25 protein-coding genes and 3 pseudogenes are annotated in these 26,165 nt (G+C 33.8%); 8 read left to right on the forward strand and 20 right to left on the reverse strand.

The features are described from left to right. Nucleotides 1-6 precede the first annotated feature (6 nt). From DM447_RS15565 to DM447_RS15575, 3 genes are all read right to left on the reverse strand, one after another. Nucleotides 7-1,260 (reverse strand): sugar ABC transporter permease, encoded by a 1,254-nt coding sequence (locus tag DM447_RS15565; RefSeq protein WP_112182107.1) that lies wholly within the window; start codon nt 1,258-1,260, stop codon nt 7-9. A gap of 103 nt (nt 1,261-1,363) precedes the next feature. Then, nucleotides 1,364-2,653, reverse strand: coding sequence for a galactooligosaccharide ABC transporter substrate-binding protein GanS (locus tag DM447_RS15570; RefSeq protein ID WP_112182108.1), 1,290 nt, complete (start codon nt 2,651-2,653; stop codon nt 1,364-1,366). Nucleotides 2,654-2,946: 293 nt separating this feature from the next. After that, on the reverse strand, nt 2,947-3,939 hold the full coding sequence (locus DM447_RS15575) for a galactan degradation operon transcriptional regulator GanR (protein WP_112182109.1): 993 nt from the start codon (nt 3,937-3,939) through the stop codon (nt 2,947-2,949). A gap of 374 nt (nt 3,940-4,313) precedes the next feature. On the opposite strand from DM447_RS15575, the gene DM447_RS15580 reads away from it, so the two are divergent. After that, entirely contained in the window at nt 4,314-5,063 is a 750-nt protein-coding gene (locus DM447_RS15580; RefSeq protein WP_112182110.1) for an SDR family NAD(P)-dependent oxidoreductase, read from the forward strand. A gap of 349 nt (nt 5,064-5,412) precedes the next feature. Here the strand turns inward: DM447_RS15580 and DM447_RS15585 are convergent, their stop codons facing one another. Continuing rightward, entirely contained in the window at nt 5,413-6,108 is a 696-nt protein-coding gene (locus DM447_RS15585; RefSeq protein ID WP_112182111.1) for an N-acetylmannosamine-6-phosphate 2-epimerase, read from the reverse strand. A gap of 281 nt (nt 6,109-6,389) precedes the next feature. Next, a complete protein-coding gene (locus DM447_RS15590) occupies nt 6,390-6,872 on the reverse strand; it encodes a PTS sugar transporter subunit IIA (protein WP_112182112.1) in 483 nt (160 codons plus the stop codon). Nucleotides 6,873-7,410: 538 nt separating this feature from the next. On the opposite strand from DM447_RS15590, the gene DM447_RS15595 reads away from it, so the two are divergent. Then, the gene (locus tag DM447_RS15595) at nt 7,411-8,514 is read left to right on the forward strand and encodes a Fic family protein (RefSeq protein ID WP_112182113.1); all 1,104 of its coding nucleotides are present in this window, start codon (nt 7,411-7,413) and stop codon (nt 8,512-8,514) included. A gap of 188 nt (nt 8,515-8,702) precedes the next feature. On the opposite strand, the gene DM447_RS15600 is transcribed toward DM447_RS15595, so the two are convergent. Both DM447_RS15600 and DM447_RS15605 read right to left on the reverse strand, forming a co-directional pair. Further along, the gene (locus tag DM447_RS15600) at nt 8,703-9,050 is read right to left on the reverse strand and encodes a type II toxin-antitoxin system RelE/ParE family toxin (RefSeq protein ID WP_338418766.1); all 348 of its coding nucleotides are present in this window, start codon (nt 9,048-9,050) and stop codon (nt 8,703-8,705) included. Beyond that, nucleotides 9,013-9,399 (reverse strand): AbrB/MazE/SpoVT family DNA-binding domain-containing protein, encoded by a 387-nt coding sequence (locus tag DM447_RS15605; RefSeq protein ID WP_232827984.1) that lies wholly within the window; start codon nt 9,397-9,399, stop codon nt 9,013-9,015. The genes DM447_RS15600 and DM447_RS15605 overlap by 38 nt, the downstream gene beginning before the upstream one ends. Before the next feature lie 502 nt (nt 9,400-9,901). Between DM447_RS15605 and DM447_RS15610 the strand changes: the two genes are divergently transcribed. From DM447_RS15610 to DM447_RS15620, 3 genes are all read left to right on the forward strand, one after another. After that, the gene (locus DM447_RS15610) at nt 9,902-10,144 is read left to right on the forward strand and encodes a helix-turn-helix domain-containing protein (RefSeq protein ID WP_112182115.1); all 243 of its coding nucleotides are present in this window, start codon (nt 9,902-9,904) and stop codon (nt 10,142-10,144) included. 37 nt (nt 10,145-10,181) lie between these two features. After that, entirely contained in the window at nt 10,182-10,670 is a 489-nt protein-coding gene (locus DM447_RS15615; protein WP_112182116.1) for a competence protein ComK, read from the forward strand. Between the two features lie 87 nt (nt 10,671-10,757). After that, nucleotides 10,758-11,057 (forward strand): hypothetical protein, encoded by a 300-nt coding sequence (locus DM447_RS15620; RefSeq protein ID WP_112182117.1) that lies wholly within the window; start codon nt 10,758-10,760, stop codon nt 11,055-11,057. Nucleotides 11,058-11,162: 105 nt separating this feature from the next. Here DM447_RS15620 and DM447_RS15625 read toward each other — a convergent pair. Then, nucleotides 11,163-11,552, reverse strand: a pseudogene (locus tag DM447_RS15625) (endonuclease I family protein); the annotation flags it as partial. A 56-nt stretch (nt 11,553-11,608) separates the two neighbouring features. On the opposite strand from DM447_RS15625, the gene DM447_RS18910 reads away from it, so the two are divergent. Together DM447_RS18910 and DM447_RS18915 are read left to right on the forward strand one after the other, a co-directional pair. After that, nucleotides 11,609-11,728, forward strand: coding sequence for a hypothetical protein (locus DM447_RS18910; protein ID WP_232827987.1), 120 nt, complete (start codon nt 11,609-11,611; stop codon nt 11,726-11,728). A gap of 17 nt (nt 11,729-11,745) precedes the next feature. Further along, nucleotides 11,746-11,907, forward strand: a pseudogene (locus DM447_RS18915) (endonuclease); the annotation flags it as partial. Nucleotides 11,908-11,921: 14 nt separating this feature from the next. Here DM447_RS18915 and tnpB read toward each other — a convergent pair. Both tnpB and tnpA read right to left on the reverse strand, forming a co-directional pair. After that, the gene (gene tnpB / locus DM447_RS18885; RefSeq protein ID WP_112182119.1) at nt 11,922-12,083 is read right to left on the reverse strand and encodes an IS66 family insertion sequence element accessory protein TnpB; all 162 of its coding nucleotides are present in this window, start codon (nt 12,081-12,083) and stop codon (nt 11,922-11,924) included. A 5-nt stretch (nt 12,084-12,088) separates the two neighbouring features. After that, the gene (tnpA, locus tag DM447_RS15640; RefSeq protein ID WP_112182120.1) at nt 12,089-12,382 is read right to left on the reverse strand and encodes an IS66 family insertion sequence element accessory protein TnpA; all 294 of its coding nucleotides are present in this window, start codon (nt 12,380-12,382) and stop codon (nt 12,089-12,091) included. A 397-nt stretch (nt 12,383-12,779) separates the two neighbouring features. Here tnpA and DM447_RS15645 point away from each other — a divergent pair. Next, nucleotides 12,780-13,941 (forward strand): annotated as a pseudogene (locus DM447_RS15645) (IS3 family transposase). Nucleotides 13,942-13,974: 33 nt separating this feature from the next. On the opposite strand, the gene DM447_RS15650 reads toward DM447_RS15645, so the two are convergent. From DM447_RS15650 to DM447_RS15695, 10 genes are all read right to left on the reverse strand, one after another. Then, nucleotides 13,975-15,186: a lipopolysaccharide biosynthesis protein gene (locus DM447_RS15650; RefSeq protein ID WP_112182121.1), complete on the reverse strand. Its 1,212-nt coding sequence runs from the start codon at nt 15,184-15,186 to the stop codon at nt 13,975-13,977. A gap of 47 nt (nt 15,187-15,233) precedes the next feature. Continuing rightward, on the reverse strand, nt 15,234-16,529 hold the full coding sequence (locus DM447_RS15655; RefSeq protein ID WP_112182122.1) for a hypothetical protein: 1,296 nt from the start codon (nt 16,527-16,529) through the stop codon (nt 15,234-15,236). Nucleotides 16,530-16,692: 163 nt separating this feature from the next. Then, nucleotides 16,693-17,853: a glycosyltransferase family 4 protein gene (locus DM447_RS15660; protein ID WP_112182123.1), complete on the reverse strand. Its 1,161-nt coding sequence runs from the start codon at nt 17,851-17,853 to the stop codon at nt 16,693-16,695. Between the two features lie 6 nt (nt 17,854-17,859). Then, nucleotides 17,860-19,065: a glycosyltransferase gene (locus DM447_RS15665; protein WP_112182124.1), complete on the reverse strand. Its 1,206-nt coding sequence runs from the start codon at nt 19,063-19,065 to the stop codon at nt 17,860-17,862. Further along, complete coding sequence (gene wecB / locus DM447_RS15670; RefSeq protein WP_112182125.1) at nt 19,046-20,191, reverse strand: non-hydrolyzing UDP-N-acetylglucosamine 2-epimerase; 1,146 nt, start codon at nt 20,189-20,191, stop codon at nt 19,046-19,048. Before wecB ends, DM447_RS15665 begins: the two co-directional genes overlap by 20 nt. Nucleotides 20,192-20,194: 3 nt before the next feature. After that, the gene (locus tag DM447_RS15675) at nt 20,195-21,304 is read right to left on the reverse strand and encodes a capsular polysaccharide biosynthesis protein CapF (protein ID WP_112182126.1); all 1,110 of its coding nucleotides are present in this window, start codon (nt 21,302-21,304) and stop codon (nt 20,195-20,197) included. Further along, nucleotides 21,304-22,323, reverse strand: a complete 1,020-nt coding sequence (locus tag DM447_RS15680; RefSeq protein WP_112182127.1) for a polysaccharide biosynthesis protein — start codon at nt 22,321-22,323, stop codon at nt 21,304-21,306. Before DM447_RS15680 ends, DM447_RS15675 begins: the two co-directional genes overlap by 1 nt. Further along, nucleotides 22,316-23,524 carry a glycosyltransferase family 4 protein gene (locus tag DM447_RS15685; protein ID WP_112182128.1) on the reverse strand — a complete coding sequence of 403 codons (1,209 nt, stop codon included), beginning with the start codon at nt 23,522-23,524 and terminating at the stop codon, nt 22,316-22,318. Before DM447_RS15685 ends, DM447_RS15680 begins: the two co-directional genes overlap by 8 nt. Nucleotides 23,525-23,574: 50 nt before the next feature. Beyond that, nucleotides 23,575-24,201: a sugar transferase gene (locus DM447_RS15690; RefSeq protein WP_112182129.1), complete on the reverse strand. Its 627-nt coding sequence runs from the start codon at nt 24,199-24,201 to the stop codon at nt 23,575-23,577. Nucleotides 24,202-24,323: 122 nt separating this feature from the next. Beyond that, nucleotides 24,324-26,150, reverse strand: coding sequence for a polysaccharide biosynthesis protein (locus DM447_RS15695; protein WP_112182130.1), 1,827 nt, complete (start codon nt 26,148-26,150; stop codon nt 24,324-24,326). Between the last annotated feature and the right edge of the window lie 15 nt (nt 26,151-26,165).

The following is a 26,165-nucleotide window of genomic DNA, read 5'->3' on the forward strand; positions in this document are numbered from 1 at the left end:
CAACTCTTAATCCTCCTTAAATGAATTCGTTCGTCTGAACTGCCACAATGCAATTCCAATGACAAATACAGATAACAAAATAGTTAACGCAGCTGCTAGAGAATATTGACTGGATTGCATGGTTAATTTATAAATCCATGATACTAAAATATCTGTTCCGCCAGCTGTAGACCCTGGAACTGCTGGACCACCGCCGTTGAACAAATAAATAATATTAAAGTTGTTAAAGTTAAATGTATACTGCGTAATGATAATCGGCGCAATCGCGAGTAGTATCATTGGCATCGTAATATGCTTGAATTTAGCAAAAATAGATGCACCATCAATCGTCGCCGCTTCATATAAATCATCTGGAATAGATTGCAAGACTCCTGTGGTTACTAGGAATATATAAGGAAACCCCAACCAACCTTGCATAAGAATAAGCGCTAGTTTTGACCATGCCGCATTGGTTAACCATGGAATCGCATCAATTCCAAAGAATGCTAAGATATCATTATTAATAGCACCAAAACTATCGTTAAAGAGACCTGCGAAAATTAAAATCGTAACAAATCCTGGTACAGCCCATGGTAAAACGAGGACTGTCCGAACGACTCTTTTGAAATGGATATCCTTTTGGTTCACAACAACTGCTAACAAAATACCAAGACCAACTTGTAAGGTAGTAGCAACGAGTGTCCAAATAACCGTCCATCCTAAAACATCAAAAAAAGTAGAACGCCAAATATCAACTGTGAAAATTTTTGCGAATGTATCAAATCCTACCCAATCCACTAAATTAGCTGGCGGGGAATGATATAAGTCGTAATTTGTAAACGCTACTGCAAGACTAAATAAAATCGGAAAAATAACAGCAAATACTAAAATGAAAAACGATGGACCACTAACTACATAGGGATATCCTGACTCTACTAGGTTATGATATTGCTTTCTAAGTGAAGATAGCGGTCTATTTTTATCACGTAATTCACCATTTTTATAAGCGTCACGGAAATTCAAGTAGTATACTAGTAATCCTAAAAGTGTAACAAGGATTGCGATAATACCTTGCGCTAATAAAAATACCGAATTATCTCTCGGTACTTCTGTTCCAAGGGTGAAAATTCCCCAATAACCCATATTCAACATATCACCAAATGCGAATAAAAACGCACCACCAAATCCTAGGAACACAAGACCTTTCACCCATTGCTTATTGTAAAATTGTCCAAAACCAGGAATGATAGATAACAAGCTTGCTTTTGTCCGATGTTGCACTTTTCTCACCTCTTTATATAGGAAACATTTTTTCAAATTAGAAAGGTGCCAAATATCGTATAATCATTTGACACCAGTTTTTAAATGTAGCTAATAATATTAATTATTGTCCAGCGTGGTTTGCTTCAATTTGTCCTTCAATTGTTTCCACCGCTTGGTTTAATGCTTCTTCTGGATCTGCCTTACCAGTAGCAATTGTTTGTAATGCCGCATCAGCAGGTGTCCAAACTTCATTCATTTCAGGAATACTTGGAGTCAATTCTGAGAACTGCGACTGTTGTGCGACAGCTTGAGCTGCTTCACTTTCCGCAACTACAGGATCCTCTGCCAATGCTTTAACAGCTGGCACTTCGCCTGTAATTTCATATCTTGTTTTTGAATTTTCTTCATTTGTTATGAATTCAACAAATTCTTCTGCAAGTTCTGGATTTTTAGCATATGTGCTGACATTGTAACTTTTCACACCAACAAACGCACTCATGTTTTCACCATTTGCTAATTCAGGTAATTTCATAACGCCATAATTAATGCCTGCTTCTTCATATGGACCTAAATTCCATGGACCAGAAATAACCGCAGCAGCTTTACCTTCAGAGAATAAAGAATCTAACACGTTAATACCTTGTTCCCCAACTAAACCTGATGGGAAAAGACCTTCATCATAAAACTTTTGAATTGATTCTGCCCCTTCAATAGCACCTTCGTTGTTTAACCCAATATCAGTTGGGTCAAAGTTACCGTCAGCATCTTTCCCAAATACATATCCGCCATAACCACTTAATACACCATTGGCATAGTAGATTTGATCAAATAGAGCTAATAAACCATAGTTTTCTCCTTCTGTTAACTCAAGAGATAGCTCATACCAACCATCTAAAGTAGTAGGCACTTCGTCTTCTGAAACAAGATCTTTGTTATAGAAAAGCACGTTTGTTTCAACTGCTTTTGGTAAACCATAAACTTTACCATCGTAAATTTGAGAATTCATCGCAACATCTGTGTAGATAGATTGTACGTCTTCGCTTACATCTAATTCTTTAAGTAAACCTTCTGTAACAGCTGTACCAATTTGATCACCAGGCATTGTGAAAACATCTGGGCCTGTACCAGCTGGTCCATCCAAACGTAAGTCTTCCACTTGTTGTGCATAAGCTTTTTCGATTACTTCTATTTCAACATCATGTTCTTCTTCAAACACAGCGATTGCAGCTTCTATACCTGCAGATTTATCAATATCTGCCCAAACAGTTAATTCTTTCGTTTCTTCTGCATTTTCACTCGAATCCGATGAATCTCCAGAGTCCCCATCGCTCTCCTGAGGTCCACAAGCAACTAAAGCAAAAAGTAACGCTGTAAAACTAATAAGTCCTAAGTATTTTTTAAATCTTATCATTAGGATACATCTCCCTTTTAATTAATGAGTTGTAATAAAGCGCTTTCTTAAATAATGAAAACGTTTTATCGATATAAATATAGCACAAGAAACAATATAAGTAAACAAAATTTTTACCTTTTTGTTATTATATTTTTACCTTTATTAAGTAAAATATTTTACTTAGTAATTAAACTATTTTACTAGAAGTAGAGAATAATTCTTTGCTTCCATCTAACTTAGATAACAAAAGAAAGGCTATTACCAACGATTATTCGCATGGTAATAGCCTTTCTTTGTCACCCTCAACTAGTTTAGTTTGTACTTTTTCTAATTATCATTTCTGGACCGAGATATAATGTTTTTACTATTTTACGCTTCTCTACCACTCTTTCTACTAATAACTCCAACGCATTTTTGCACATTTCATGGATATCAATATCGAATGTAGTGAGCGGTGGTGAGATATATTTTGCAACACTAATATTATTAATTCCGATAATAGATACTCTGTTTGGAATCGCAATAGCCGCTTCGTTTAATGCTTGTAAACAGCCAACCGCAATCGGATCAGCAGCCGTAAAAAAAGCAGTCGGTAATTGATCACCCAGTGTTTCCACAGCATTGTTCATTAAGTGATAGCCATTTGCGACAGAGAACCCTCTGTGACAAAAGATAAAATCTTCATTTAACAAACCTTTTTCCGCCATATACTGCCGAAATGTTCGTTCTCTAATATCCATTTCATCTTCATGAGTATTAGGATTGCGAAAAGTCCCACCTATAAATCCAATTTCTTTATGTCCTTTTTCCACTAAAAAGTCAACTGTTCTTCGGGTCACCTGCGCTAAATCCGGTCTTACTGAATCAAAATGATAAGGATCAGGTGTCGCATCGATAAAGACGCCATTTGGTGTTAACTCCCTTAGTTGAACTAACTCTTTATTGGAAAAGGTCCCCACAGCAATAAATCCTTCAATATCATCTGGAATCCGCTCTATTCCTTCATTAATTTTATAAGTTGTAAGTTCAACATTGAATTTCTTGGCCAATTTATCTAATTCTAAACGCATCGCTTTAAAATAGACATCTTCTAGTTCCTCAATGTCTGTTAACCAGTATAAAAATACAATATTCTTAATTAATGGACGCATCACTTTCTTCTTATAATCCAGTTGATCAGCAACCTGATACACTTTCTCACGCATCTCGTCTGAAACAGAAAGTTTTGGATCATTATTCAATACCCGAGAAACCGTTGTAATAGAACAACCTACCGTTTTCGCCACATCTTTAATCGTCGCCATCGCTTCTTCCTCCCACCAAAATTACCTTCACATCAACTCAAAATATATATAGAAAAGCACTACATTTAATAATATTTAGTAAAACATTTTACCTTTAGTTTATCGTATTGAAAATAAATGTCAAGGGCAGGTTTTATTGGGGGGTTAATCAAGAGTTATCTGATAGAAGAAAACGGCTAATCCCAAAACTGTAGCATTAGTTCGGGGTTAAAATATATAAAGCTTCCTATTAAAATCGCGTTGTAACTTTTTTATCTATTTATGAAAATTTTTAATTTAAATCTTTTGATTTTAATTCATAAAATTAAGGGTATATACTTATAAGACACCCTTACCATTTGGGCTCTTGAATTAATATTGAGGAGGTTTTTCACATGAATAAAGTTGCAGTTATAACCGGCGGTGGTAGTGGATTAGGACAAGCAACAGCACTACGTCTAGCTGAAGAAGGTATTAACATTGCAGTAGTAGACGTTAATGAACAAGGTGGAAATGAAACAGTAGAATTGCTGAAGAAATCTGGAGTGGATGCTATTTTCATTAAAGCTGACGTAGCTAAAGTCGACGAAGTCAAAAATTATGTTGAGAAAACTGTTGAGAAGTTTGGTTCCATTGATTATTTCTTTAACAATGCTGGTATTTCAGGCAGTGGTAAATACTACTTAGATACGGATATTAAAGAAATTGAACAAATCGTTGGCATCAATCTGATGGGAGCATTGTATGGTGTTCGCTACGTAGCTGAAGTGATGTTAAAGAATGGCGGAGGTTCAATTGTTAACACTGCATCAAGCGCAGGCGTAATAGGACAAGACTCTGTTGTAACGTATTCAGCAACAAAACACGGTATCATTGGATTAACAAAGAGTATGGTTGCTGAATATGCCAAGGATGGATTGCGTGTCAATGCCATTGCTCCAGGACCTACAGAAACGCCAATGGTGAAGGAATTCTTTGATGCGAATCCTGAAATGAAAGAAAACGCAGAAAATGGTATACCACAAAAACGTTTGGGTACCCCTGAAGAAGTCGCTGAACTAGTGGCATTCTTACTAACTTCTAAAGCACAATATATAAATGGTGATGTGATTAGAATTGATGGTGGATTCACGAATACAAAATAATCTTTAACACTAAATATAGATTTATATATAAATAGGCAAACACTGATTTTAAGCGTTTGCCTATTTATGCTGTATATATTATGAAAAGTCACTATAAATGGTAAGCAAAATTTTTATTCGTATTTTAAATGAAATCAAGATTAATAAGAACCAAAAAAAAAGCAGAGAACCTTTAAACTGGCACCCATAGGAGAAGAAACATCCGTATATTCAGCCATCAATAATCAGAGTTTCGTCGCTCGAGTCGATACAAAAGCTTATCACAAGCGGACTTTGCTAGATATGATATTAACACTGTTTACTAATGTAGCTAGCCAGCATAATCCACTCATGAACTATTCACTCATCGTTAATCTTGTGCCAATGCATCAACAAATCTTTGTGTAATTTGCTGTGGTCTTGTAATTGCACCACCTACAACGACCGCATGAACATTACTATCTAGAACGGACCTTGCGATAGTTGGCGTCGAAACATTTCCCTCTGCCAAAACCTTTGCTTTAGTCACTTTTTTTACAATTTGTTTAATAACGTCATAATCATGATCATCAATTTTCAATCCATTCGTTTTCGCTGTATAGCCGTATAAAGTCGGCGCCACTATATCAAACCCTAACTCATCGGCAAACATTGCTTCTTCAACCGAAGAGACGTCCGCCATCAACAAGAGATCAGGATACTTAGATCTTATCTCTTTATAAAATGTAGCTAAATCGCAACCATCAGGTCGAAGTCGATTTGTCGCATCTGTGGCAATGATCTCGACACCAGTTTCTGCTAAGGCATCGATCTCTTTCATCGTAGGTGTAATAAAGACTGGATGGTCTTTGTACACTTGTTTAATGATGCCAATGACCGGCAACCCTACTTGTTTTTTGATTTCGACTATGTCCGAAACGGAGTTGGCACGAATCCCAACAGCTCCACCTTCTTTTGCAGCTACTGCCATACGCCCCATGATGAAAGAACTGTGTAACGGTTCCCCTTCTAAAGCCTGGCAAGAAACAATTAATCCCTTTTCAATCTTATCTAACACTTGATGCATATCCAAACACGTCCTTACTATAAAATCTTATTACTCAACGATTTACCAAATTGCTGAGCTTTCTCAAAAATTTTCTTCATCAAGTCTATCTTATTTATGTTTTATAAGTGTTATGTGGTAACTCACTTAAACTTATACTCCTATCATATAGTCCAGCTTATCGTTATTCAATGGTGTTATAAATGTTTTCATTATCTTATCTTCAACAATTAAAATACAAAAAAACTACTTGAAAGGAGTGTTACTCCAAATCAAGTAGCTTTTTATGTTCATGCGTGTTCTTAGTCAAAAGACAAGATGTCTCTTTCGCCTTGCGCTGTTTTGCCAAACTTTTTCACACTAACTTTTGTCGAATCGGTAAAGACCACAGGAACTACATAAGATGAAGCCGATTTCTTAATAATTTCTACATTAAACTGTAAAATTTCTTGTCCTACCTTTATCTTATCCCCATCGTTAACAAGGGCAGTGAAGCCTTTCCCATTTAACTGAACCGTATCAATGCCTACATGAATGAGAATTTCATATCCTTTCGCGGATTTAATTCCAATCGCATGTTTTGTTGGAAACACCTTAATGATTTCCCCATTAACAGGTGAAACCACAGAACCAGCGACTGGAATAATTGCAAAGCCGTCCCCCATCATTTTTTCCGAGAAAACAGGATCTTCCACTTCTGTGATGTCAATAATTTCACCCTCAATTGGCATAACAAACTCATCAACCGCGGTTACTTTATTTTTATTCTTAAATAGACCAAACATAAAGATCCTCTCCCATTACATTCATTTTTTATATTATCCTAATGATATGCTCAATTATTATTGAACCAATTTAGTAATCTATATAAATTACAGGGGAGATAATCATCTAAGATACAAATTATCTGTATTTTTGTAGGAAGTTCACTGTTTTTCTTACCTATACTCAAAGTAACATAATAGACACCGATATCAATAAACCTGTTAGATTTCTTAACAGAGGATTAGGAACGGATCTATAGAAGTTATTGTTCTTTGTGATTACAGATTCGACAGCCATAGCTGGTATGTATGACCATAATGTGTTCAGTTTTATCAAGCAAAACGATTTCCCTTAGTTTGTTTAGCAGTTACACAAGCACCCTACCTCCTACTCAAACACCATGAACATTTATTCGACATAAAACTGAAAATGACCAGGCACCTGAAAACACACATAACACCATAACGATATTTCATCACTTCAAAATATCACTATTATTTACTTTGATGTATTTTAAACTATAATATAATCAATAAATATTCTAACGAGGTGTTAAGAATGAAAAAGCCTTATCCATTACCACTTCTATCACACACATTTGATGCTGAATCTGAACTTACTTTTTATAAGAAAGTCGTTGAAGCCTCATCCGTGTTGGAAAAGCTGAAACAAAAAATTCATTATTCTTTAATCAGTGAATCATTTCTGCAATTATTAACACTACATGAGTCTGTTCAATCTACAAGAATTGAAGGAACCAAAGTGACTTTTAGTGAAATGCTAGAAGATGAAATTGATCAAAAAAAGGACTGGGAGAATGTTGAAGTTCGTAATTACCAAAGAGCATTAAAAATTGGTGTTGAAATCATACAGACAGGATATCCATTATCGGAACGATTGATTCGTGATATCCATAGCGAGTTGATGAAAGATAATCGTGGTTCTACAAGTGCTGCAGGTGAATATAGGACCATCCAGAATTTTATCGGACCTACAAAGCAATTAAAAGATGCTTCTTATATTCCGCCTGAACCACAATTAATGGGAGAATATATGGCCAATTTAGAGAGATATATTAATGGGCATCCATACTTAGATGAAGAAATGGACACACTTCACCCTTTAATTAAAGTAGCAATCATCCATGCACAATTTGAATCTATTCACCCTTTTTTAGATGGAAACGGTCGGTTAGGAAGGATTCTAATCGTACTTTATATGTTGCAATCCAATATAATTGACTCCCCGTTCTTTTTCCTAAGTGAAGAACTAGAGAAAGAAAAGTTTAAATATTATACAATGTTAAACGGTGTTCGTGCACTAAACAAATTCGAACCTGATTGGGATAGTTGGATAACCTTCTTCCTTAATGCAACGATTCGAATGGCGGAACGACAATTTAATAAACTTGAACAAGCAGAAAGATTATATAAAGAAGGATTAAGTAAATTGAAACAACCTTCTACTGAAAAAGTTTGGGGAGCCCTTTTTAAATATCCTATTGCAACAGTGCATCAAATAGTAAACGATACTAGTTTAGCTCCTGTGACTATCCGAAAAAGTCTAAACGAACTTGTTCACTTGAAGATGATTTATGGGGACGATAGAAAAAGAAATAGAAGATTCTATCATTACGACCTCATTCGAATTATGAATGATTAAAAAAACTAACCAGTCTTGACATAGAGATCAGCTTATAATGGCAATTACTTCAAGTGCCATTAAGAGCTTTGTATAGAGATATCTCTGCAGGGCTTTTTTTGTTTGTCATTAAACTGGAACCGTCCCCAGCTTCCTATTAAGCAAGTAACAATGAAACTAACCAGTCAGAGGGAACCAGCTCTCTATTGTTAATTTTTATGTATCTTTGAACCTTTAATATACCTTTTTAGTTCTTCATAAAACTGTTCTCTTGTTCCTGCAAGGATTACAAGTACAACATTCCCATTTTCATCTTCTTCAATTGCATAAGCTACTTCATAAGAAGTGCCGTTATGTTTTATATCATAACCATAAACTCCAGCCAGATCACCTTTTTTCGGTTCACCTACATAAAAAGGGTCTAGCTGAATTTCTTTAAAAGCAGATTTAAATTTTTCTTTTAAAGGCTTATCTTTCATTTTTTTTATAAACTTTTTTGTTGCTGAAGAAGTAATTAAATCATAGTGCATCATCGTCTTCTCCAAATAAATCGTCAATCGTTGTTTTTTCTCCTGAATATTTAGTATCAGCTACCAACTTATCAACGGCATTTCCTATTTGAGATTTACGATGTTTAAATTCCACCATCAGATCTTCCCCTTGATAACCTTCCCTTATAAGGTCTCCTAAGATATCCTCAGAAAAATCATCAAAGTTTTCACTTATTGGCTTTAAAATTAAATGATTTCCGTATAGTTCCAAACTAACTTCTTCACCAATATTTAACTGGTCATAAAATTCTTTAGGAATGCTAATCTGCCTTTTACTTGAAACGGCAATTCGTTTAGCCTTTCTGGGACGATTTGGCATGGCAGCTCTCTCCGCTTCTTTTTGTATCATTACCATAAGTTATGTCCTCTCCATCGCATAATATACCGATTTCTTTGTTTGTTTTTTCCTTGTTTCTTTGTTTCTTTGTTTCTTTGTTTCTTTGTTTAATAATAACATATTGCTATCAAAAAGACTACCCTAGCCAATAAGCCTTTCATTGCCCTTTTCCTAAAATATACTTAACTTTGATTAAAAATACCTCATATAAAATCATGCTAATGGGAAGCGCCAAATACTAACTATTCTTCCGAAAAGAACAAATCATTTAATTTATCCATCTCAAGGATACGCTCACAGATCTCTTTATTTAAAGACTTTTTTCAACCGAAAAGTCCTTGCTACGATTTCTCTCACAAGACTTTCCCTCACACATCCACAACGTTCATACGACTTAACACAGATAGTGACAGACACTTGAAAATAAACTCCCCAAAATACCCTTTAATTTCCATTAAACACACTATAGTTTGTACTCATTTCTTATTCATTCTTGGAAAATAAATAAGAGGGCCTACAAATGACACGTGAACAATTCAAAAGAAGTTATGGGCAATACATACAGAATCAACGAAATATCCAGGAGCTGTCACAGGAAGAATTGGCCTATCAAATTGGCATCAGTACGGAGGCTATCGGACGGATTGAAAGAGGAATTACTTCTCCAAGTTTAACAAGTAGTCTGTTGCTAGAAGAGAAACTACATCTTGATCATACGTATATTAAGAATCTATTACATCATTCTAGTGACTCCGAATCATAGTCGCGCTTATTTATGCTATCGAAAAGGGTAGATATCTATGTTAAAAATAAGTACGTTCTATCAAATTAATCGCAATACACTAGCAATCCTTCCTGCTATGACTGTGGACTATCAAGCAATTGTGCGGGAAACGAAGCGTGAGTTGCTTGTCCAACAAACACCACTCACAATCATAAAAACCAATTGCATAGCAGGCGCTGCCTCTTATCAAGGACGACAAAAAGCAGCAAGTAAGCTAATTGGTTCAACCCGTAAAGTACCTATACTTATCTATGAACGTGCACAGATTTATGCATTTCCCACGCAATCACCTAGCAACTTTAGCTGTAGTTGGGTGTTTGCCAAGCATATACATAAAATAATCGAACACCCACAAGCAAGAAGTAAACAAACCCAATCAACGATCATCTTTCGTAATGGCACGACAATTGACTTCGAAGAATCTGCTTATCAACTACAAAACCAACTAACTCGCACATTAAAACTACACTATGCGATTAAAGATGCGAACTTACAACCTGTCTAAACTGTAATAAAATAGACATAAAATCAGAAGGACTTAAACAAGAGAATAATGTAGAATGGAAGTAATCTATTAAAAGGAGATCGACTAATGACCAACCAAAATCTTAGCTTCCTAGTAGACGAAAACATCGCAGCACATTCTTATTATGAAGGTATGTTAATTCATCCAACAAACCCAATACACGGCATGGCTGTCATGCGTAGTAATGCCAGTGACCTCATCTTAGACATTTATAAAATAACCTTGCGTGACGAAACAACCTATCATATCGAACGGCATTTACTTCATAAAGCATTCAAATCAGAAGATGATGTCCAAGCATTTCTTCATACCTTTTCTACCTTAAGAGAAAGTGAATTCAACGCGTTTATTGAAGTAAATTATTGAAGAAGCAGCGAAAAGTTCTCTGCTTCTTCAATAATTCTACTATTTCATTATATTTTAGCAGCTACACTCTCCCTCTATCGTCAGGGTCCTGGATTTTTACTGTTATCACCATATTTCTTCTACCCATCCTGGATTGTCTATAAATGGATTGCGATTATGTTGATAATCAAGATAAATTATTTCATTCCTTTCTCTTTCAAAGTCATCTACTGGGTCTTGTTCATTCCATTCTTTTAAAGTTGAAAGTTTACCGTGTAAAGGCGAAGAACCGTTATTTACAGATCCAGAAACCTCTAAGTCTAACTCACCATTATCCCCTTCATAACGTACTGCCATGTAAAAAATCATGCGTGCAACATCGCCTTTAACTTCATCACGAGGTTCCCAAGAATCACTGTCTGCATATGTGTCTGGTGCTTCGCCTTGTGCGGTACCCCCATTATCAAATTCTTTATTCCCTCTTGAGCTATTGACAGTCATATCCGTAGGACGCAAGTCAATTACAAGATAACTCGGTTCAAACCGTAGAAGGTTATATAGTAGGTAAACCAATTTCTTCATCTTCCATCCAAACATCAAATTTCAGTGATGATTATTCTTTGGCAATTGCTGATGACACACCTCATATTACGCCCATCCCGGTCTTAAAAATACAAATCAATTCACGTTAGACAGTAGTTCTGATCCTACTGGAGACTATTATGATAATGCTATTGGCAAGACGGGATCTAACCTGAAATCGGCACTCCATAATATTATTGATGATCATACCGAGCTTTCCTATAATGACGTTTGGGATGCTCTTCGTTCTACAGATGAAGATCCAAACAACTCGAATAATGTTATTATCCCACTGTAAAATTTTTAATTTATCTCTATTTCGATTACAGAACATAAAGAGTGCAGGGAGAATGGATCAAGTTCAAATGCTTCTTTTACTATAATTGCTAGGCCATCAATTGACTTTCTAAGGTCCGTAGGACCACTACAAGCTAAATAGACCCTTTCATAGTATGGATGAATCATTGATACTACAATAAATGTAATACATCAGATACAAGTTGACGATCAACCTGTGGTTTTACTTCCACTGATAGCTTATCTATCTTAATAATGATAGATGAATGCTCATCGATGTTAGCCGAATGGCTAATTTCTAACCAATTGCTAGAAGAAATATTATCTGTTTGTTGATCAAACTTACGTTTCCAGTAATACATTTGATGAATATTAATATTTTTTTTGCGGTACCAAGCAGCCATACTAAGGCCACTATCGCTCCATTGGTCCATACTTGCCTCCCATTCTAACTGTTTATCTGACATGAAAAGCCTCCTTCGAGATTTAATCTATGAAGATTATCTCATCTGGAGGCTGTGATGAATACGCGTGAAGTATTTGACGCTTATATTTCATCTAACACAGCCCTCTAAACTTTCAATTCAATTAATTCAAAAAATTTCAACCAAAAAAGCCTTGCTGCGATTTTCCTCACAAGACTTCTCAACTTATAGTGGTCATACTAATCAAAATCTAGTTGAAACAGGATTATTCGAGAAGTGACAGGCACCCGAAACTATTCTTAGGGTATAGGGTATATCATAAGAAAAACCGTTTTGAAACCAATTATGTAGTGAAGAGACCTAATTAAATGAGACAAAGGAAAAAGCACCCCGTGAGTCGTATATATATTAAACGACTATTATTGGAGGTACTTTTCTCATGGGGGAAAAGAAAAGATTCTATACGGAAGAAGTTAAACGAGAAGTAATTGAAATGAAGTTATCCAAGAAGTCCACGAATAAACAGCTTATGGACAAGTTTGGGATACGTAATGAGTCTCAAATTAAGACGTGGATGAGATGGTACAGACAAGGAGAAGAACATCGACTGTCACAACCCATTGGTAAACAATATTCCTTTGGGAAAGGTCCTGAGGAACTGAGCGAGATAGAACAATTAAAACGGAAAGTGAAACATCTAGAAATTAAAAATGACATCTTAAAAAAGTACCAGGAAATCGAAAGGAGTTGGCACCAAAAGTAGTAATAGAGCTAGTAGAGTCGCTAAAAGGCGTTTATACGATAGCGATGATATGCGATTGTATCGGCGTTCCTAGGTCCACTTACTATCGTTGGATTCAAAAGTCATGGAAGCCGACAGAACTAGAAAAACAAATAATCGATATTTATAACTCCCTAAAATACAGAGTAGGGCACAGAATGGTTAAAAAGTTATTAAAAGAAGATCATCAGATTTCGCTTAATAGATTAACTGTGCAAAAGATCATGCAAAAATATAAGATCCAATGTCGCGTCAAACCTAAACGGAAAACAAAAATTGCCGGTGAAAGTAAATGTATCGTTCCAAATTTACTGGAACAGAATTTTAAAGTAGATAAACCAAATCGAAAGTGGGTTACAGATATAACCTACTTGAATTTTGGAGAATCAACGATGTATTTATCAACCATTATGGATCTGTACAACAATGAAATTATTGCTTATCGAATTGGTCATAACCAAAAGGTAGATCTCGTACTAGAAACATTGAAATCAGCTTGTAATGGGCGTGAAACGAAAGGACTGATTCTTCACAGTGACCAGGGAGCGCAATATACATCGTATGCTTTTCAAAATTCAGCCCAAGAAAAAGGCATTATCACAAGCGTGTCCCGTAAAGGCAATTGCTTTGATAATGCCGTCATTGAATCCTTCCACTCCACCATAAAGTCGGAAGAATTTACACACACCAAAAGGCGCGTCTTACAAACTCTATTGTACTAGAAAAAGTGGAATCTTACATGTATTATTATAACTATATACGACCATTTTCAAAATTAAACTGCCTTTCCCCTGTTCAATTCAGGGCAAAGGCAGCATAGGTGTTTTTTCTTGTCTCATATCACTAGGTCAGTTCATAGAATAACAATTTTTTTATGCAAAGAGACAGTTACTGTAATTAACATAAATATAACTTGAAATATATTTGAAATTAATATAGCATAGCAAAAACCAAGCAAACCATAGTGAATCATGCCGTAATAACCTAATATTAAATATACAATAAAATAGACACCTTGAATTATAGGTGGCCATTTTGCTTCACAATATCTTAATAATGTTGGTTGAATTGTGTTTCCTAAAATAAAAACAATAGCGGCTAGATTAGCAATATTAAAATAAGGTATTGCGTCATTAATAATTGTTGGATAAAGTAACTTCGTAATAGGAATTCCTAATGTAATTATTCCTATATAAATAACAAAGGAACATAACACAAAAAGACTTGTACGTTTGTAGAACTCTCTTATTTTTAGTTCGTCTTCCTTGGCGTAATATGTGAGCAAAACACCCGCAATAGGAATAAATATAATTCCTGCTGTCTTACCAAGGTATGACGCAACAGTATATGCAGAAACTTCTTCAGCTCCCAGAAAAGGATATATATAAAATCGATCCATATACATCATCATTGTAGATAAAACAGATGCTGACATAATGAAAAAGAATTTGTTAAAACTTTTTTTGAATAATGACGTTATTTGAAATTTATCACGCACAATTTTCGATGTATTTAGAATGTATATACATGAAAATAATTCTCCGAAAATAAATAAAAACACCCATAATCCTGTGAAATAAGTAATAATAATACCAAATAAATATCCAAACAATCCAAATAAATTTGACATTAGTACTTTATTATAATTTATATTTATTCTAAAACTAGCTGAGTAATAAGCACGAATTAAAATTAGCAAGGTTATTACAATAGAGCCTATTACTGTTACATCAATTTTCTTTAGAACTATAGTAGTTATTACGGCTACAGTAATAGCACCTACTATCGAGATACCTAAGAATATTGGATTATAATCACCATGAAAACCTTTTTTCTCATATTCCGCCTGTAATAATATTCTAGTATTATTTAATGAATTACCTAAGGATACACCTATAGCATTAATAATTCCCATAATCATAAGAATTAATCCATAATCAGATACTGAAAATTGCCGACCAAGAAATGGATATGCAAGTAATTGAACTGCTGCAGTTAAAATTAGTGAAGCAACAATATTTAAAAATGAATCCTTATAGATACCTTTTTTAAAAAATGAAAGCATGCTTTAACCCCGTTCTTTTATGTCAACTTTAAATATAGAATCTTTATTTAAGTAAGCCCCTTAAGTTCGTCATTTTTCAAACTGGAATTAAACAATATTAATAATAGAAGCATTAACCCTATTCCTCCTGTAAGAAAAGCAGTTAAAAGAGAGTTGTCATTCAGTACAAACACCATATAACTAAATGCAGCTACTACTATATACTGAGGAATTCGCCTGGTTAATGAGTCAATCATATAAAAAATGATAGCTAGTACTATTGCGAAAAATATCAAATTGATAAATCCACCATTCGCATAGGCATCAGCGAAAATACCAGTGTTAGAATTAGATACAGCTCCATCGTGAAAATGGCTACTAATGACGAATGGTACTGGTTTACTAAATGGACTTTCTACAGAGAAAATTTCCCCTATGATACCATCTGCAAAAAACATTTTATCTCTATATTTAAAGAAATCATAATACTGGTACTGTATTTGAGCAGGCACATAAACCATTCTAAACGGAATGGAATTTCGAAGTGTAGTTGAAATATTAATGATATCTAAGATATAAGAGACTATGATTATACCAGTGAATCCTAATGTAAAATCTCTTTCAAATTTATTTTTCCTGAAAACTATAGCAACCATCACTAACATCCCAACAGAAAATAAATATGCTTTAAAACCAAAACTTAAATAAAGTAGCAGTTGAAGCATTAATATTAGAAACATTTTCCCTTTTTGCCTTTTAAATAGAAAATATGCAAAGAAAAATGGACAAAATACTTTTGCACACCAATTTAATAGGTATCCTGATATACCAGAAAAGTGAATCTCTGAACGTAAATCATAAATAGAATTAAAATTAAATGCCCTAAAATCTATTCCACCTCTTTTTATAATCATATATACTGTTATCAGTATATATATAATAAATAAAATACTTAAAAGTAATTTTGCGAATTTTATTTCTTCAAAAATATTAACAATTTTTATTGATTTAAGAAAAATAGATATTATTAAACAAGCCAAAATTACAACACTAATATATGATAAACTTTGATTATTTAGCCAATAATATGAAAGTAATGGTACAACTAAAAATAAAACAAACATTAAATACAGATATGTTGAGGGTCTTGATTTATCTGTTGGCAATAGAAAGATTATAATTAGAAGAAATAATGTTGAAATAAAAAAACCTAAAACATTAGTTTCTAAAGTCAAACCTGTGTATTTATATAATGGTGATATTCTAAAAATATAAATAAGTTCTATAACTGTTTTATATATTAAGACATACATAAATATCTTTAGTATGTTTAACTTATCTCCTGTATACTTATCTTGTTTCAAATTCACTTCACCTCTATTGCTTAATGTTTCATAGTTATAAAATCCTCATTTATTTAAAACATTAATTAAATTATTAACTAGATCTATGCAAGTAATGTAATTAATACATATCTCGTCAAAAAAGGTAATTCTTTCAGATTAATAGATTCCATACTAGAGCATATTATTGTATGCTTTCTTTCGCAATTTTTGCATATGAGAACCTTGCCATTCCATATAGTTCTGCATTATTTTTCATAGATTCATAAAAATTTGGATTATCTAGGATTTCTTTAACTTTAGTTCTTATTTCATCCACAGAATCTTCATAGAGAAATTGGCAATTCCCACCTACATTAATATGGGTTGTTCCCTCCCAATATTTAAATAGACAAGGGACTCCTATTCCAACAACTTGCTCCCATATGACAGAATGTCTTCCTGGAAAAACAGCTAAATCAGCGGCAGCTAAATATTGGTATGTGTCATACGGTGAAATCCACCCTACGTATTGTATCTTATTTCCATTAATTAATAACTTTAATTCATCTTTAATCTCAGGTTCAACTGATCCAAAAACAATAAGCTTAACTTTTTTATTATCAACTTCAATTTCGCTAACTGCTTTCATTAAAAGTAATATTTGTTTTTTTGCTGAATCAATCTTACCACCTGTTATAATCAAAAAATCATCTGAATTAATTTGATGTTTTTTCCGAATGTCTAATCTATTACTATTAGCTTTCGCCTCTTTAACTCTTTCATCGTCAGCACCTAAGACCAACAATTCTACTTTTTTATCAGGTAATTTATATACCTCTTTTAGAAAATTAACTCTAGCCGGCAGAACCCCATAAAATTTTTTAGTATAAGGCTCTATCAATTTACCACACCACTTCCAAATAACCTTATGAAGGATATACTCTGAGAACCAATTTGTAGCACTATTTGAAAAATCAGCATGATTATCAACATAAACAACAACTTCAGAATGTTTTTTTAAGTATCTAACAATTGTAATAATATCTATAAATTGTATACCATGGATAAAAAGGATATCGGCCCTTTCATTAGAGATTGTCTTATATAGATTTTGGTATTTTTTGAATTTCGAATGAACATTTGTATTGTATTGAGATTTAATTCTAATTGTTTTAATTCCATACTCATTATAATAGATTTCCCTACTATCTATATCCAAGTCTCCAACATCATTCCATATATACTGAGATGTTATTACACTAACATCATATCCTAAAGCTTTATGATATTTAGGAAGTAGATTATCTTGATATGTCCAATTATCAGTTAGTGGCCCGCATAAGCATAAATGTGTGATTTTCATATTTTTTCACCTGCAATTTTCATATAGTTCTACATACTCGCTATATTTATCTTCCTTACTAAATAGCTTATTTACACGATCAATACAACTCATACTATAAAATGATTTATATTTTGTCTTTATAATCTTAATAGCTTCAAGTGTTTTATACATATTACCTTTCTCTACAACTATGCCGCAAGAATCATCTATACACTCAATACTTCCACCTGTTTCAAAGGTGATTACAGGAGTTCCACATGCCAATGCCTCTAAATTAGTTAAACCTAATACTTCTTCTAGAGTAGGATTAACAAATACATCGGCTGAAGAATATATTTCTGCCAATTCTTTAATATCATTAGTTCTTGTAATACCTAAAATATTATTAGGTAAATTCTGTTTTTGATTTTCTGATAATCCAATTAAAACTATTTTTTCATCTTGTTCTAAATTGTAAGAAAGTTCTAAAAAAAAGTTATAACCTTTTTTTTCACTCCAAGTACTTGCGGCACCTAGAAGAATAAATTTATTTTCAAGTCCGTATCTAGATCTAAAGGTGCCTTTTGATGGTTTAAAAACATCTATATCTATTCCATTATTTATCAATTTAACTGGATACTCTTTCAAAAAAGAAGCTTTCACTATATTTTTCAACCAATTTGAAGGGGTAACAATAGTTAAATTTTTCACTCCCGTAAAGGCTTCTTTCTTCTTTTTGTAATTTTTTTTTGAATTATTAATAAATAGACTTGCAGGATATTCTCTCTTTTGAGAACAAATATGATTACCATCTACCTTCCAACATTCACAACCTACATATTCAAAATGAGTACAATGACCAGTAAATGCCCAACAATCATGTAAAGTCCAAACAACAGGCTTATTAATTTCTTTTAGATAATCAAACAAAATTTTAATATTAATATAATATCCGTGAATGTTGTGCAAATGAATTACATCCGGATCTAAGAACTTTATCTTTTCAATAAAATTCTTAGTAGCTCTTCGAGATCCAAAACCATGTTTATCAAGTATTCTTGTCTTAGCTACATGGGAATAGTTATCAAATTTATTTCCTATCCGTATAGCTGATTCACAATTCATTGGATTATTTCTTCCATAAGCAACATAGCTTTCATGACCCTGTTCTTTTAAGATAGAATGTATATCCGTTGTAATCCTTCCTGTACTTCCAACACCACAAACAGAGTTAATTTGTAAAATTCTCACTATATTTCCCCCACACGACCCTATTCACATAATCTGTATATGATAGAAGTATTCTAACTACCTTATCGGATACATTAGACATACTATAATCTTCAACAAGCCTTAATGTACCAGTTTCTTGAGTTTCTAAGATTTTAAGGCCTTGTAATATTCTATCTTTTTTCAGTCCAACCATCATAACTGAAGCCTCTTCCATAGCTTCTGGTCTTTCATGAGTTTGTCTAATATTAAGTGCTCTAAATCCAAGAATGGAAGATTCCTCACTGATCGTTCCACTATCACTAAGCACCGCTTTAGCTTTAATTTGTAGCTTGACATAATCATTAAACCCTAATGGCTTCATAGTTTTCACTAAAGGATTAAACTCTATTCCTTTAGTCTCAATCATCTTTCTAGTTCTAGGATGTGTACTTACAATAACAGGCATATTATATTTTTCAGCAATCGCATTTAAACTAACAACTAAATCTAAGAAGTTTATATCTGAATTCACATTTTCTTCTCTGTGAGCTGATACTACAAAATATTTTTCTTCATGTAGCTCCAATCTCTCTAGTACATCTGATTTCTCTATGTCAGCTTTTCTAGAGTGAAGCACTTCAAACATTGGACTTCCCGTTTTAATAATTCTATCCGCAGGGAGGCCTTCTCTTAACAAATATTCTCTTGCAATATCACTATAAGTTAAATTAACATCAGCTGTATGATCGACGATTTTTCTGTTCGTTTCTTCGGGAACTCGTTGGTCAAAGCATCTGTTTCCAGCTTCCATATGAAAAATTGGAATCTGCCTTCTTTTTGCTGCAATTGCACATAAACAACTATTTGTATCTCCTAGGACTAAGAAAGCATCTGGCTTAACTTCTTCCATAATAGGATCGATCTTGACTAAAATATTACCAATAGTTTCTACTGCTGTTCCTGTAGCTGCGTTTAGAAAAAAGTCAGGTTTTTTCAGGCCAAAATCCCTAAAGAATATTTCATTTAATTCATAATCATAATTTTGTCCAGTATGAACTAGCGTGTGTTCAATTGCATTTGATTCTTCTAATTTATTTAAAACAGCTGACAACCTTATAATCTCTGGTCTAGTACCTACAACTGTCATAACTTTTAACTTTTTCATTAGTTATACCTCCAGGTAGTATGTGTCTGGCTTCTCTGGGTCAAATGGCTCGTTGGCCCACATAATAGTGACCATATCTGTAACACCTTGGTTTTCTATATTATGGGTATAGCCCGTTGGTATATCAACTACCTCCATTTTTTCTGCACTTACAAAATATTCAATGACTTCATCAGAGTTGATTTCTCTAAAGCGAATGACGCCATTCCCACTTACGACAAGAAATTTCTCATTTTTTGTATGGTGCCAATGGTTACCCTTCGTGACACCAGGTTTTGATATGTTAACAGAAACTTGACCTCTTTCTGGAGTCTTAATAAACTCTGTAAAGGAGCCTCTCTGGTCTACATTCATCTTAAGGTCATAACTGAATTTATCTTCTGGTAAATAACTGAGATAAGTACTATACAATTTCATTTCAAATGAATTAGACATATCTGGAATTGATCGTTCTTCTCGACTTTTTTTAAATGAATATATTAAGTCAACAATTTTCCCAAGAGTAAGAGTATGAACTATCGGAATCCTACAAAAATCACCAGACGAAGTTTCTTTATTTTTTAATGCATTGATCAATTCTTCGATCACATCATCAATATATACCAACTTCATCTCAACACTAGGGTCGTTAAGAGTGATAGGTAAGTCATGAGATACGTTATAACAAAACGTAGCTACTGCACTGTTATAATTTGGTCTACACCATTTACCAAAAACATTAGGAAAACGGTAAACTAGAACCTTTGCTCCTGTGACTTTATTATATTCATAAAGTAAATCTTCCCCCGCTTTTTTGCTGATACCATATCCGTTAGCCAATTCGGCTTGGGTTGATGAAGAAATCATAACTGGGCAAGTATTTTTTTGTCTTTTTAGCGTGTCTAACAGAATTGATGTGAATCCAAAGTTGCCATCCATAAAATCTGACTCATTCTTAGGTCGATTGACTCCAGCCAAATGAAACACAAAGTCAGCTTCTTTACAATAATCACCGAGTAAATCAGGATTAGTGTTCTTATTATATTCAAAGATGTCAGTATAATTTTGGTTCCTTAATTCTGCTACAAGGTTCTTACCGATAAAACCCTTGGCACCAGTTACTAGTATCTTCATTATTTATTCCAACCTTTTAATTCATTTTGAACAAAGTCTAGCATTAATAATTTATCTTTTATTGCTTCAATACTTAATCTCTCAGTGTTATGAGAATTATATTCTTCTTCAGTGGATAACTGCTGGTCACCTTCTTCGAAATACTTATCATAGTTAAGATCTCTCTTATCAGCAGGTACTCTATAAAAACCACCTAAATCTTTTGCAACAACATGCTCTTCTCTAGTTAAAAGAGTTTCATATAACTTTTCACCATGGCGCGTACCAATTGTTTTTATTTCATTATCAGAATCGAATAACTCATTAACAGCTTTTGCTAAATCTCCGATAGTTGACGCTGGTGATTTTTGGACCATGATATCTCCAGCTTCAGCGTTCTCAAATGCAAATACTACTAATTCGACGGCCTCATCAAGACTCATCAAGAACCTTGTCATGTTAGGATCAGTAACCGTCAAGGGTTGCCCATTTTTAACTTGTTCAATAAATAGTGGAATAACAGACCCTCTTGAAGCCATAACATTTCCATAGCGTGTACCACAGATTAGAGTTTCAGCGGGATCAACTGTCTTACCCTTAGCCACAAAAACCTTTTCCATCATGGCTTTAGAAATCCCCATTGCATTAATAGGGTAAGCAGCTTTGTCAGTAGACAAGCAAATTACTTTTTTAACTCCACTCTCCACTGCACCATTTAAAACATTTTCCGTACCGAGAACATTAGTTTTTACTGCTTCTAAAGGAAAAAACTCACATGATGGAACTTGTTTAAGAGCGGCTGCATGAAAAATATAATCAACACCATACATTGCGTTCTTTACACTTGCTAAATCACGTACATCACCTATATAAAATTTAAGTTTATCATTTTTATAGAGTTTACGCATGTCATCTTGTTTTTTCTCATCTCGTGAGAATATACGAATTTCTTTTATATCTGTATCTAAAAATCTTTTCATAACAGCATTACCAAAAGATCCTGTACCACCAGTTATCAGTAGCGTTTTATTCTTAAACATCTATTATCCCTCCAAGACTTTTTAGGGTGTTCTCTAATATCGACATAAATTTCTCTTTACTATAATTCTCAATGTAATAATCATATGAGTTACTAGCCATGTTTTCTTTTTCACTACTATTACAATACTCAATAACTATATTTGCTAGCCCTTTATAATCCTCTGCAGCACAACATAATCCGCTATTTGATTCTTCTATTACACGTCTTGTCTCACCGTTAATTGCTCCTATTATGGGTTTACCAGCTGCCATATAAGATTGGACTTTACCAGGAAGTGTATAAGAAAGGTTTTTGTTATCTTTTAGGGTTATTAACATTGCATCTGCCATACTATAATACTTTGGCATTTCACTCAAAGGAAGTCTTCCATAATACCTAACATTTTTCAGCCCTAAGCTTTTACTGATTATCTTACATTCTTCTAACTTGGATCCATCTCCAATTATATAAAACCCTATATCTGGATAATCACTTAATTCATTAGCCGCTTTAACTATTGTTTCAACACTTTGCATATCACCAATATTTCCTGCAAACACAAATATATATTTATAATCATTAGAATCTGATATTGAATTAAATTCAGTGGTAAATAAATCTTCAGCATATTGAGGAAGATGACGTATAATTTCGGTTTTAATTCCAAGAGTACTACCAAAGTATTTTTTGAACATACTAGAAGTAACTAAAATTAAATCTGGTGAACTATATATCCATCTTGAGACTTTTAAAAAAAACTGATACGATATTGAATTTTCTTTAATTCCACCAGCCGCTAAACTAGCAGGCCATAGATCAAGACTATAAAGTAATATCTTTTTCTTCTTTTTCTTCTTATAAATTATTGCGGGGATACTCATCACAACTGGTGAAAGTTGATTTACGAATACCACATCGAATTTTTCTTTCATAAATAATGCTTTTAAAGATGCTGATATAGCAAAACTAAAGTAATTCAGAAAAAGTTTTATTTTACTACTACCTCTACCAATCTCATAACTTCTTATAATTTTTACGCCCTTAATTACTTCATGCCTTTTCTTACCATTACGATACTCATCAAGCACTCGTCCCTCTGGATAATTAGGAAGACCTGTCAGCACAGTTACTTCATGACCCATTTTTACAAGTGTTTCACATATATCAGTAATACGAAAAGGTTCAGGATAGTAATATTGGCAGACAACTAGTATCTTCATTAGCACATAATCCCCCAAAATTCATTAAACATTTTCAATGACTGTAAATATCAAACCTTATTCTTTTTAGTGCTCACAACTTCCTCATGAGATTTATTCCTACCTTCAATGATACCATCACTCTTAACCACACTTAGAATTGTCCCAAAGAAGCATCTAACATCCATTCTAAGACTTATGTTCTCAACATATTCTCCATCTAATTTAGACTTCACTTCAATAGTAAGTTCATCTCGACCATTAATCTGTGCCCAACCAGTCAAACCTGGTGGAACATCATTAGCATTATATTTATCTCTCTCTTCTATAAGATCAAACTGATTCCAAAGCGCGGGTCTAGGACCTATAGTACTCATTTGACCAACAAGAATGTTCAAAATTTGAGGAAGTTCATCAAGAGAAGTTTTTCTCATGATTTTACCGATATTGGTAATATACTGGGTTGGATTATCCAATAGGTGCGTTGGCATGTCCTTTGGGGTATCTATCCTCATAGTACGAAATTTCAACATATAAAAATGAGTCTTAAAAATGCCAACACGTTTTTGTTTGAAAAATACTGGTCCTCTTGAATCCAGTTTAATAGCTATGATAAGAATTATAAATATTGGTGATAGAAGTAATAAACCTATTAATGAGAGAACAATATCTAATAGTCTTTTTATTTTTAAATACATGATCTATTACACTCCCAGAAGTTTAGTTTAGTAGCTTAGTACTTAATTGGAATTTAAAATCTTTCCAAGCAAATGCCAACCTCCTTAATCACAATGATATGAATAGAGGTAATGTTAAAAAATCATCCCTCAACAGCCTTCAATTCTTTCTCGGCATAAACAATCGCCATCAACGCTTCTTTCACTTCTTCTTTCGTATAACCTTCAAACTGTTCAATTAAATCTAGTAATCTTCCCATCTCTACATCTATTGTTCGACCAACGTATATTTTTTCGTACACTTCTCCAGGAAGGACCTCATTATCATCTAATAATTCTTCGAACATTTTTTCTCCTGGTCGGATACCGGAGAATTCAATTGGAATTTCGTCTTCTGTGTAACCAGATAGTTTAATCAAGTTTTTCGCAAGGTCAACGATTTTAACAGGTTCACCCATGTCTAGTACGAAAATCTCTCCACCCTTAGCTAATGTTCCTGCTTGGATTACAAGACGTGATGCTTCTGGAATCGTCATGAAGTAACGTGTCATATCAGGATGTGTGACTGTAACTGGTCCACCTTTTTCAATTTGTTTTTTGAATAGTGGGATAACACTTCCACGGCTACCTAAAACATTACCAAAACGTACCGCAACGAATTTTGTTTTACTTTGTTTGGCCAAGTTCTGTACGACCATTTCAGCTAAACGTTTTGTCGCACCCATTACATTCGTCGGGTTAACTGATTTATCGGTTGAGACTAATACAAATGTATCTACCCCATACGTATCACATGCTTCTGTAACGTTTTTCGTGCCAATTACATTATTTTTAATTGCCTCATGTGGATTATATTCCATTAATGGGACATGTTTATGCGCTGCTGCATGATAAACCATCGTCGGTTGATATCTTTCAACAATTTCAAATATCCGTTTACGATCTTGTACATCAGCTATAATTGGTATGATTTCTGTATCTTTATCTTGTAAAGTTTCACGTAACTCCATATCAATTGAATAAATACTAAATTCACCATGACCAACGAGTAATATTTTATCTGGATTAAATGCCATCAATTGACGACAAATCTCGGAACCAATTGAACCACCAGCACCAGTAATCATAACTGTTTGACTTGTAACAAATTCTGAAATAGTACCAAGATCTAGTTGTACTGACGGACGTCCTAAAACGTCTTCCACATCAACATTACGTAATGCACTTACGGAAACACGACCACTTGCTAAGTCTTCAATTCTTGGAAGCATTTGCACTCTAGCATTGGTCTGATTGCACATCGTAACAACTTCATTCAGTTCCCCATTACTTAAGGATGGAATGGCAATTACGATATGATCAATTTTCATTTTTTCTACTATCTGTGGTATGTCATTCGTAAATCCTGACACTGGAATATCATATAATTGCATTTTTTGTTTGTTGCTATCATCATCAACAAAAGCCACTGGATTAAGATCTGTATTCTGTGGTTCATTTTTCAACTGACGAACAATCATCGCACCTGCAGCTCCAGCTCCTACTATTAATGTGCGTTTTTGATTACTGTTTGAAACTATAAAACGATCTCGGAAAACGCGCCAAAAAAAACGTGAACCTCCAATAAAAATTATGTGAAGCATCCACGTAATAACGAAAGCACGGCGATAAATCGTAAAGTCATTTATCAAGAATTGAATAATTGCTGTTGATATAATCGATAAGGTAATTGCTTTTACAATCGATGTTAATTCTCCAACACTAGCATATGCCCATACTTTATGGTAAAGCTTATAAAGTATCGCATAAAGGTGATGAAAGAATAATAATGTAATCGAACTGATGACTATCATATCCATCGACCAAACGGAACTCGATGGATAGACAAGCCATGCAGCAATAAAAATTGCTGTCGTTACAATTATCGAATCGAGTAATATTAGAAATGTCATCCTTTTTCGATAAGACATGGGAAAGATCCCTAC

This window comes from Paraliobacillus zengyii, from assembly GCF_003268595.1.
Lineage (GTDB): Bacteria > Bacillota > Bacilli > Bacillales > Amphibacillaceae > Paraliobacillus_A > Paraliobacillus_A zengyii.

Excerpts from the sequence above, each read along its gene's own strand:
- DM447_RS15570 (WP_112182108.1), bottom strand. The coding sequence starts at position 2,653 with ATGATAAGATTTAAAAAATACTTAGGACTTATTAGTTTTACAGCGTTA.
- DM447_RS15575 (WP_112182109.1), bottom strand. The coding sequence starts at position 3,939 with ATGGCGACGATTAAAGATGTGGCGAAAACGGTAGGTTGTTCTATTACA.
- DM447_RS15580 (WP_112182110.1), top strand. The coding sequence starts at position 4,314 with ATGAATAAAGTTGCAGTTATAACCGGCGGTGGTAGTGGATTAGGACAA.
- DM447_RS15585 (WP_112182111.1), bottom strand. The coding sequence starts at position 6,108 with ATGCATCAAGTGTTAGATAAGATTGAAAAGGGATTAATTGTTTCTTGC.
- DM447_RS15590 (WP_112182112.1), bottom strand. The coding sequence starts at position 6,872 with ATGTTTGGTCTATTTAAGAATAAAAATAAAGTAACCGCGGTTGATGAG.
- DM447_RS15595 (WP_112182113.1), top strand. The coding sequence starts at position 7,411 with ATGAAAAAGCCTTATCCATTACCACTTCTATCACACACATTTGATGCT.
- DM447_RS15605 (WP_232827984.1), bottom strand. The coding sequence starts at position 9,399 with ATGGTAATGATACAAAAAGAAGCGGAGAGAGCTGCCATGCCAAATCGT.
- DM447_RS15610 (WP_112182115.1), top strand. The coding sequence starts at position 9,902 with ATGACACGTGAACAATTCAAAAGAAGTTATGGGCAATACATACAGAAT.
- DM447_RS15615 (WP_112182116.1), top strand. The coding sequence starts at position 10,182 with ATGTTAAAAATAAGTACGTTCTATCAAATTAATCGCAATACACTAGCA.
- DM447_RS15620 (WP_112182117.1), top strand. The coding sequence starts at position 10,758 with ATGACCAACCAAAATCTTAGCTTCCTAGTAGACGAAAACATCGCAGCA.
- tnpB (WP_112182119.1), bottom strand. The coding sequence starts at position 12,083 with ATGATTCATCCATACTATGAAAGGGTCTATTTAGCTTGTAGTGGTCCT.
- tnpA (WP_112182120.1), bottom strand. The coding sequence starts at position 12,382 with ATGTCAGATAAACAGTTAGAATGGGAGGCAAGTATGGACCAATGGAGC.
- DM447_RS15650 (WP_112182121.1), bottom strand. The coding sequence starts at position 15,186 with ATGCTTTCATTTTTTAAAAAAGGTATCTATAAGGATTCATTTTTAAAT.
- DM447_RS15660 (WP_112182123.1), bottom strand. The coding sequence starts at position 17,853 with ATGAAAATCACACATTTATGCTTATGCGGGCCACTAACTGATAATTGG.
- wecB (WP_112182125.1), bottom strand. The coding sequence starts at position 20,191 with ATGAAAAAGTTAAAAGTTATGACAGTTGTAGGTACTAGACCAGAGATT.
- DM447_RS15675 (WP_112182126.1), bottom strand. The coding sequence starts at position 21,304 with ATGAAGATACTAGTAACTGGTGCCAAGGGTTTTATCGGTAAGAACCTT.
- DM447_RS15680 (WP_112182127.1), bottom strand. The coding sequence starts at position 22,323 with ATGTTTAAGAATAAAACGCTACTGATAACTGGTGGTACAGGATCTTTT.
- DM447_RS15685 (WP_112182128.1), bottom strand. The coding sequence starts at position 23,524 with ATGAAGATACTAGTTGTCTGCCAATATTACTATCCTGAACCTTTTCGT.
- DM447_RS15690 (WP_112182129.1), bottom strand. The coding sequence starts at position 24,201 with ATGTATTTAAAAATAAAAAGACTATTAGATATTGTTCTCTCATTAATA.
- DM447_RS15695 (WP_112182130.1), bottom strand. The coding sequence starts at position 26,150 with ATGTCTTATCGAAAAAGGATGACATTTCTAATATTACTCGATTCGATA.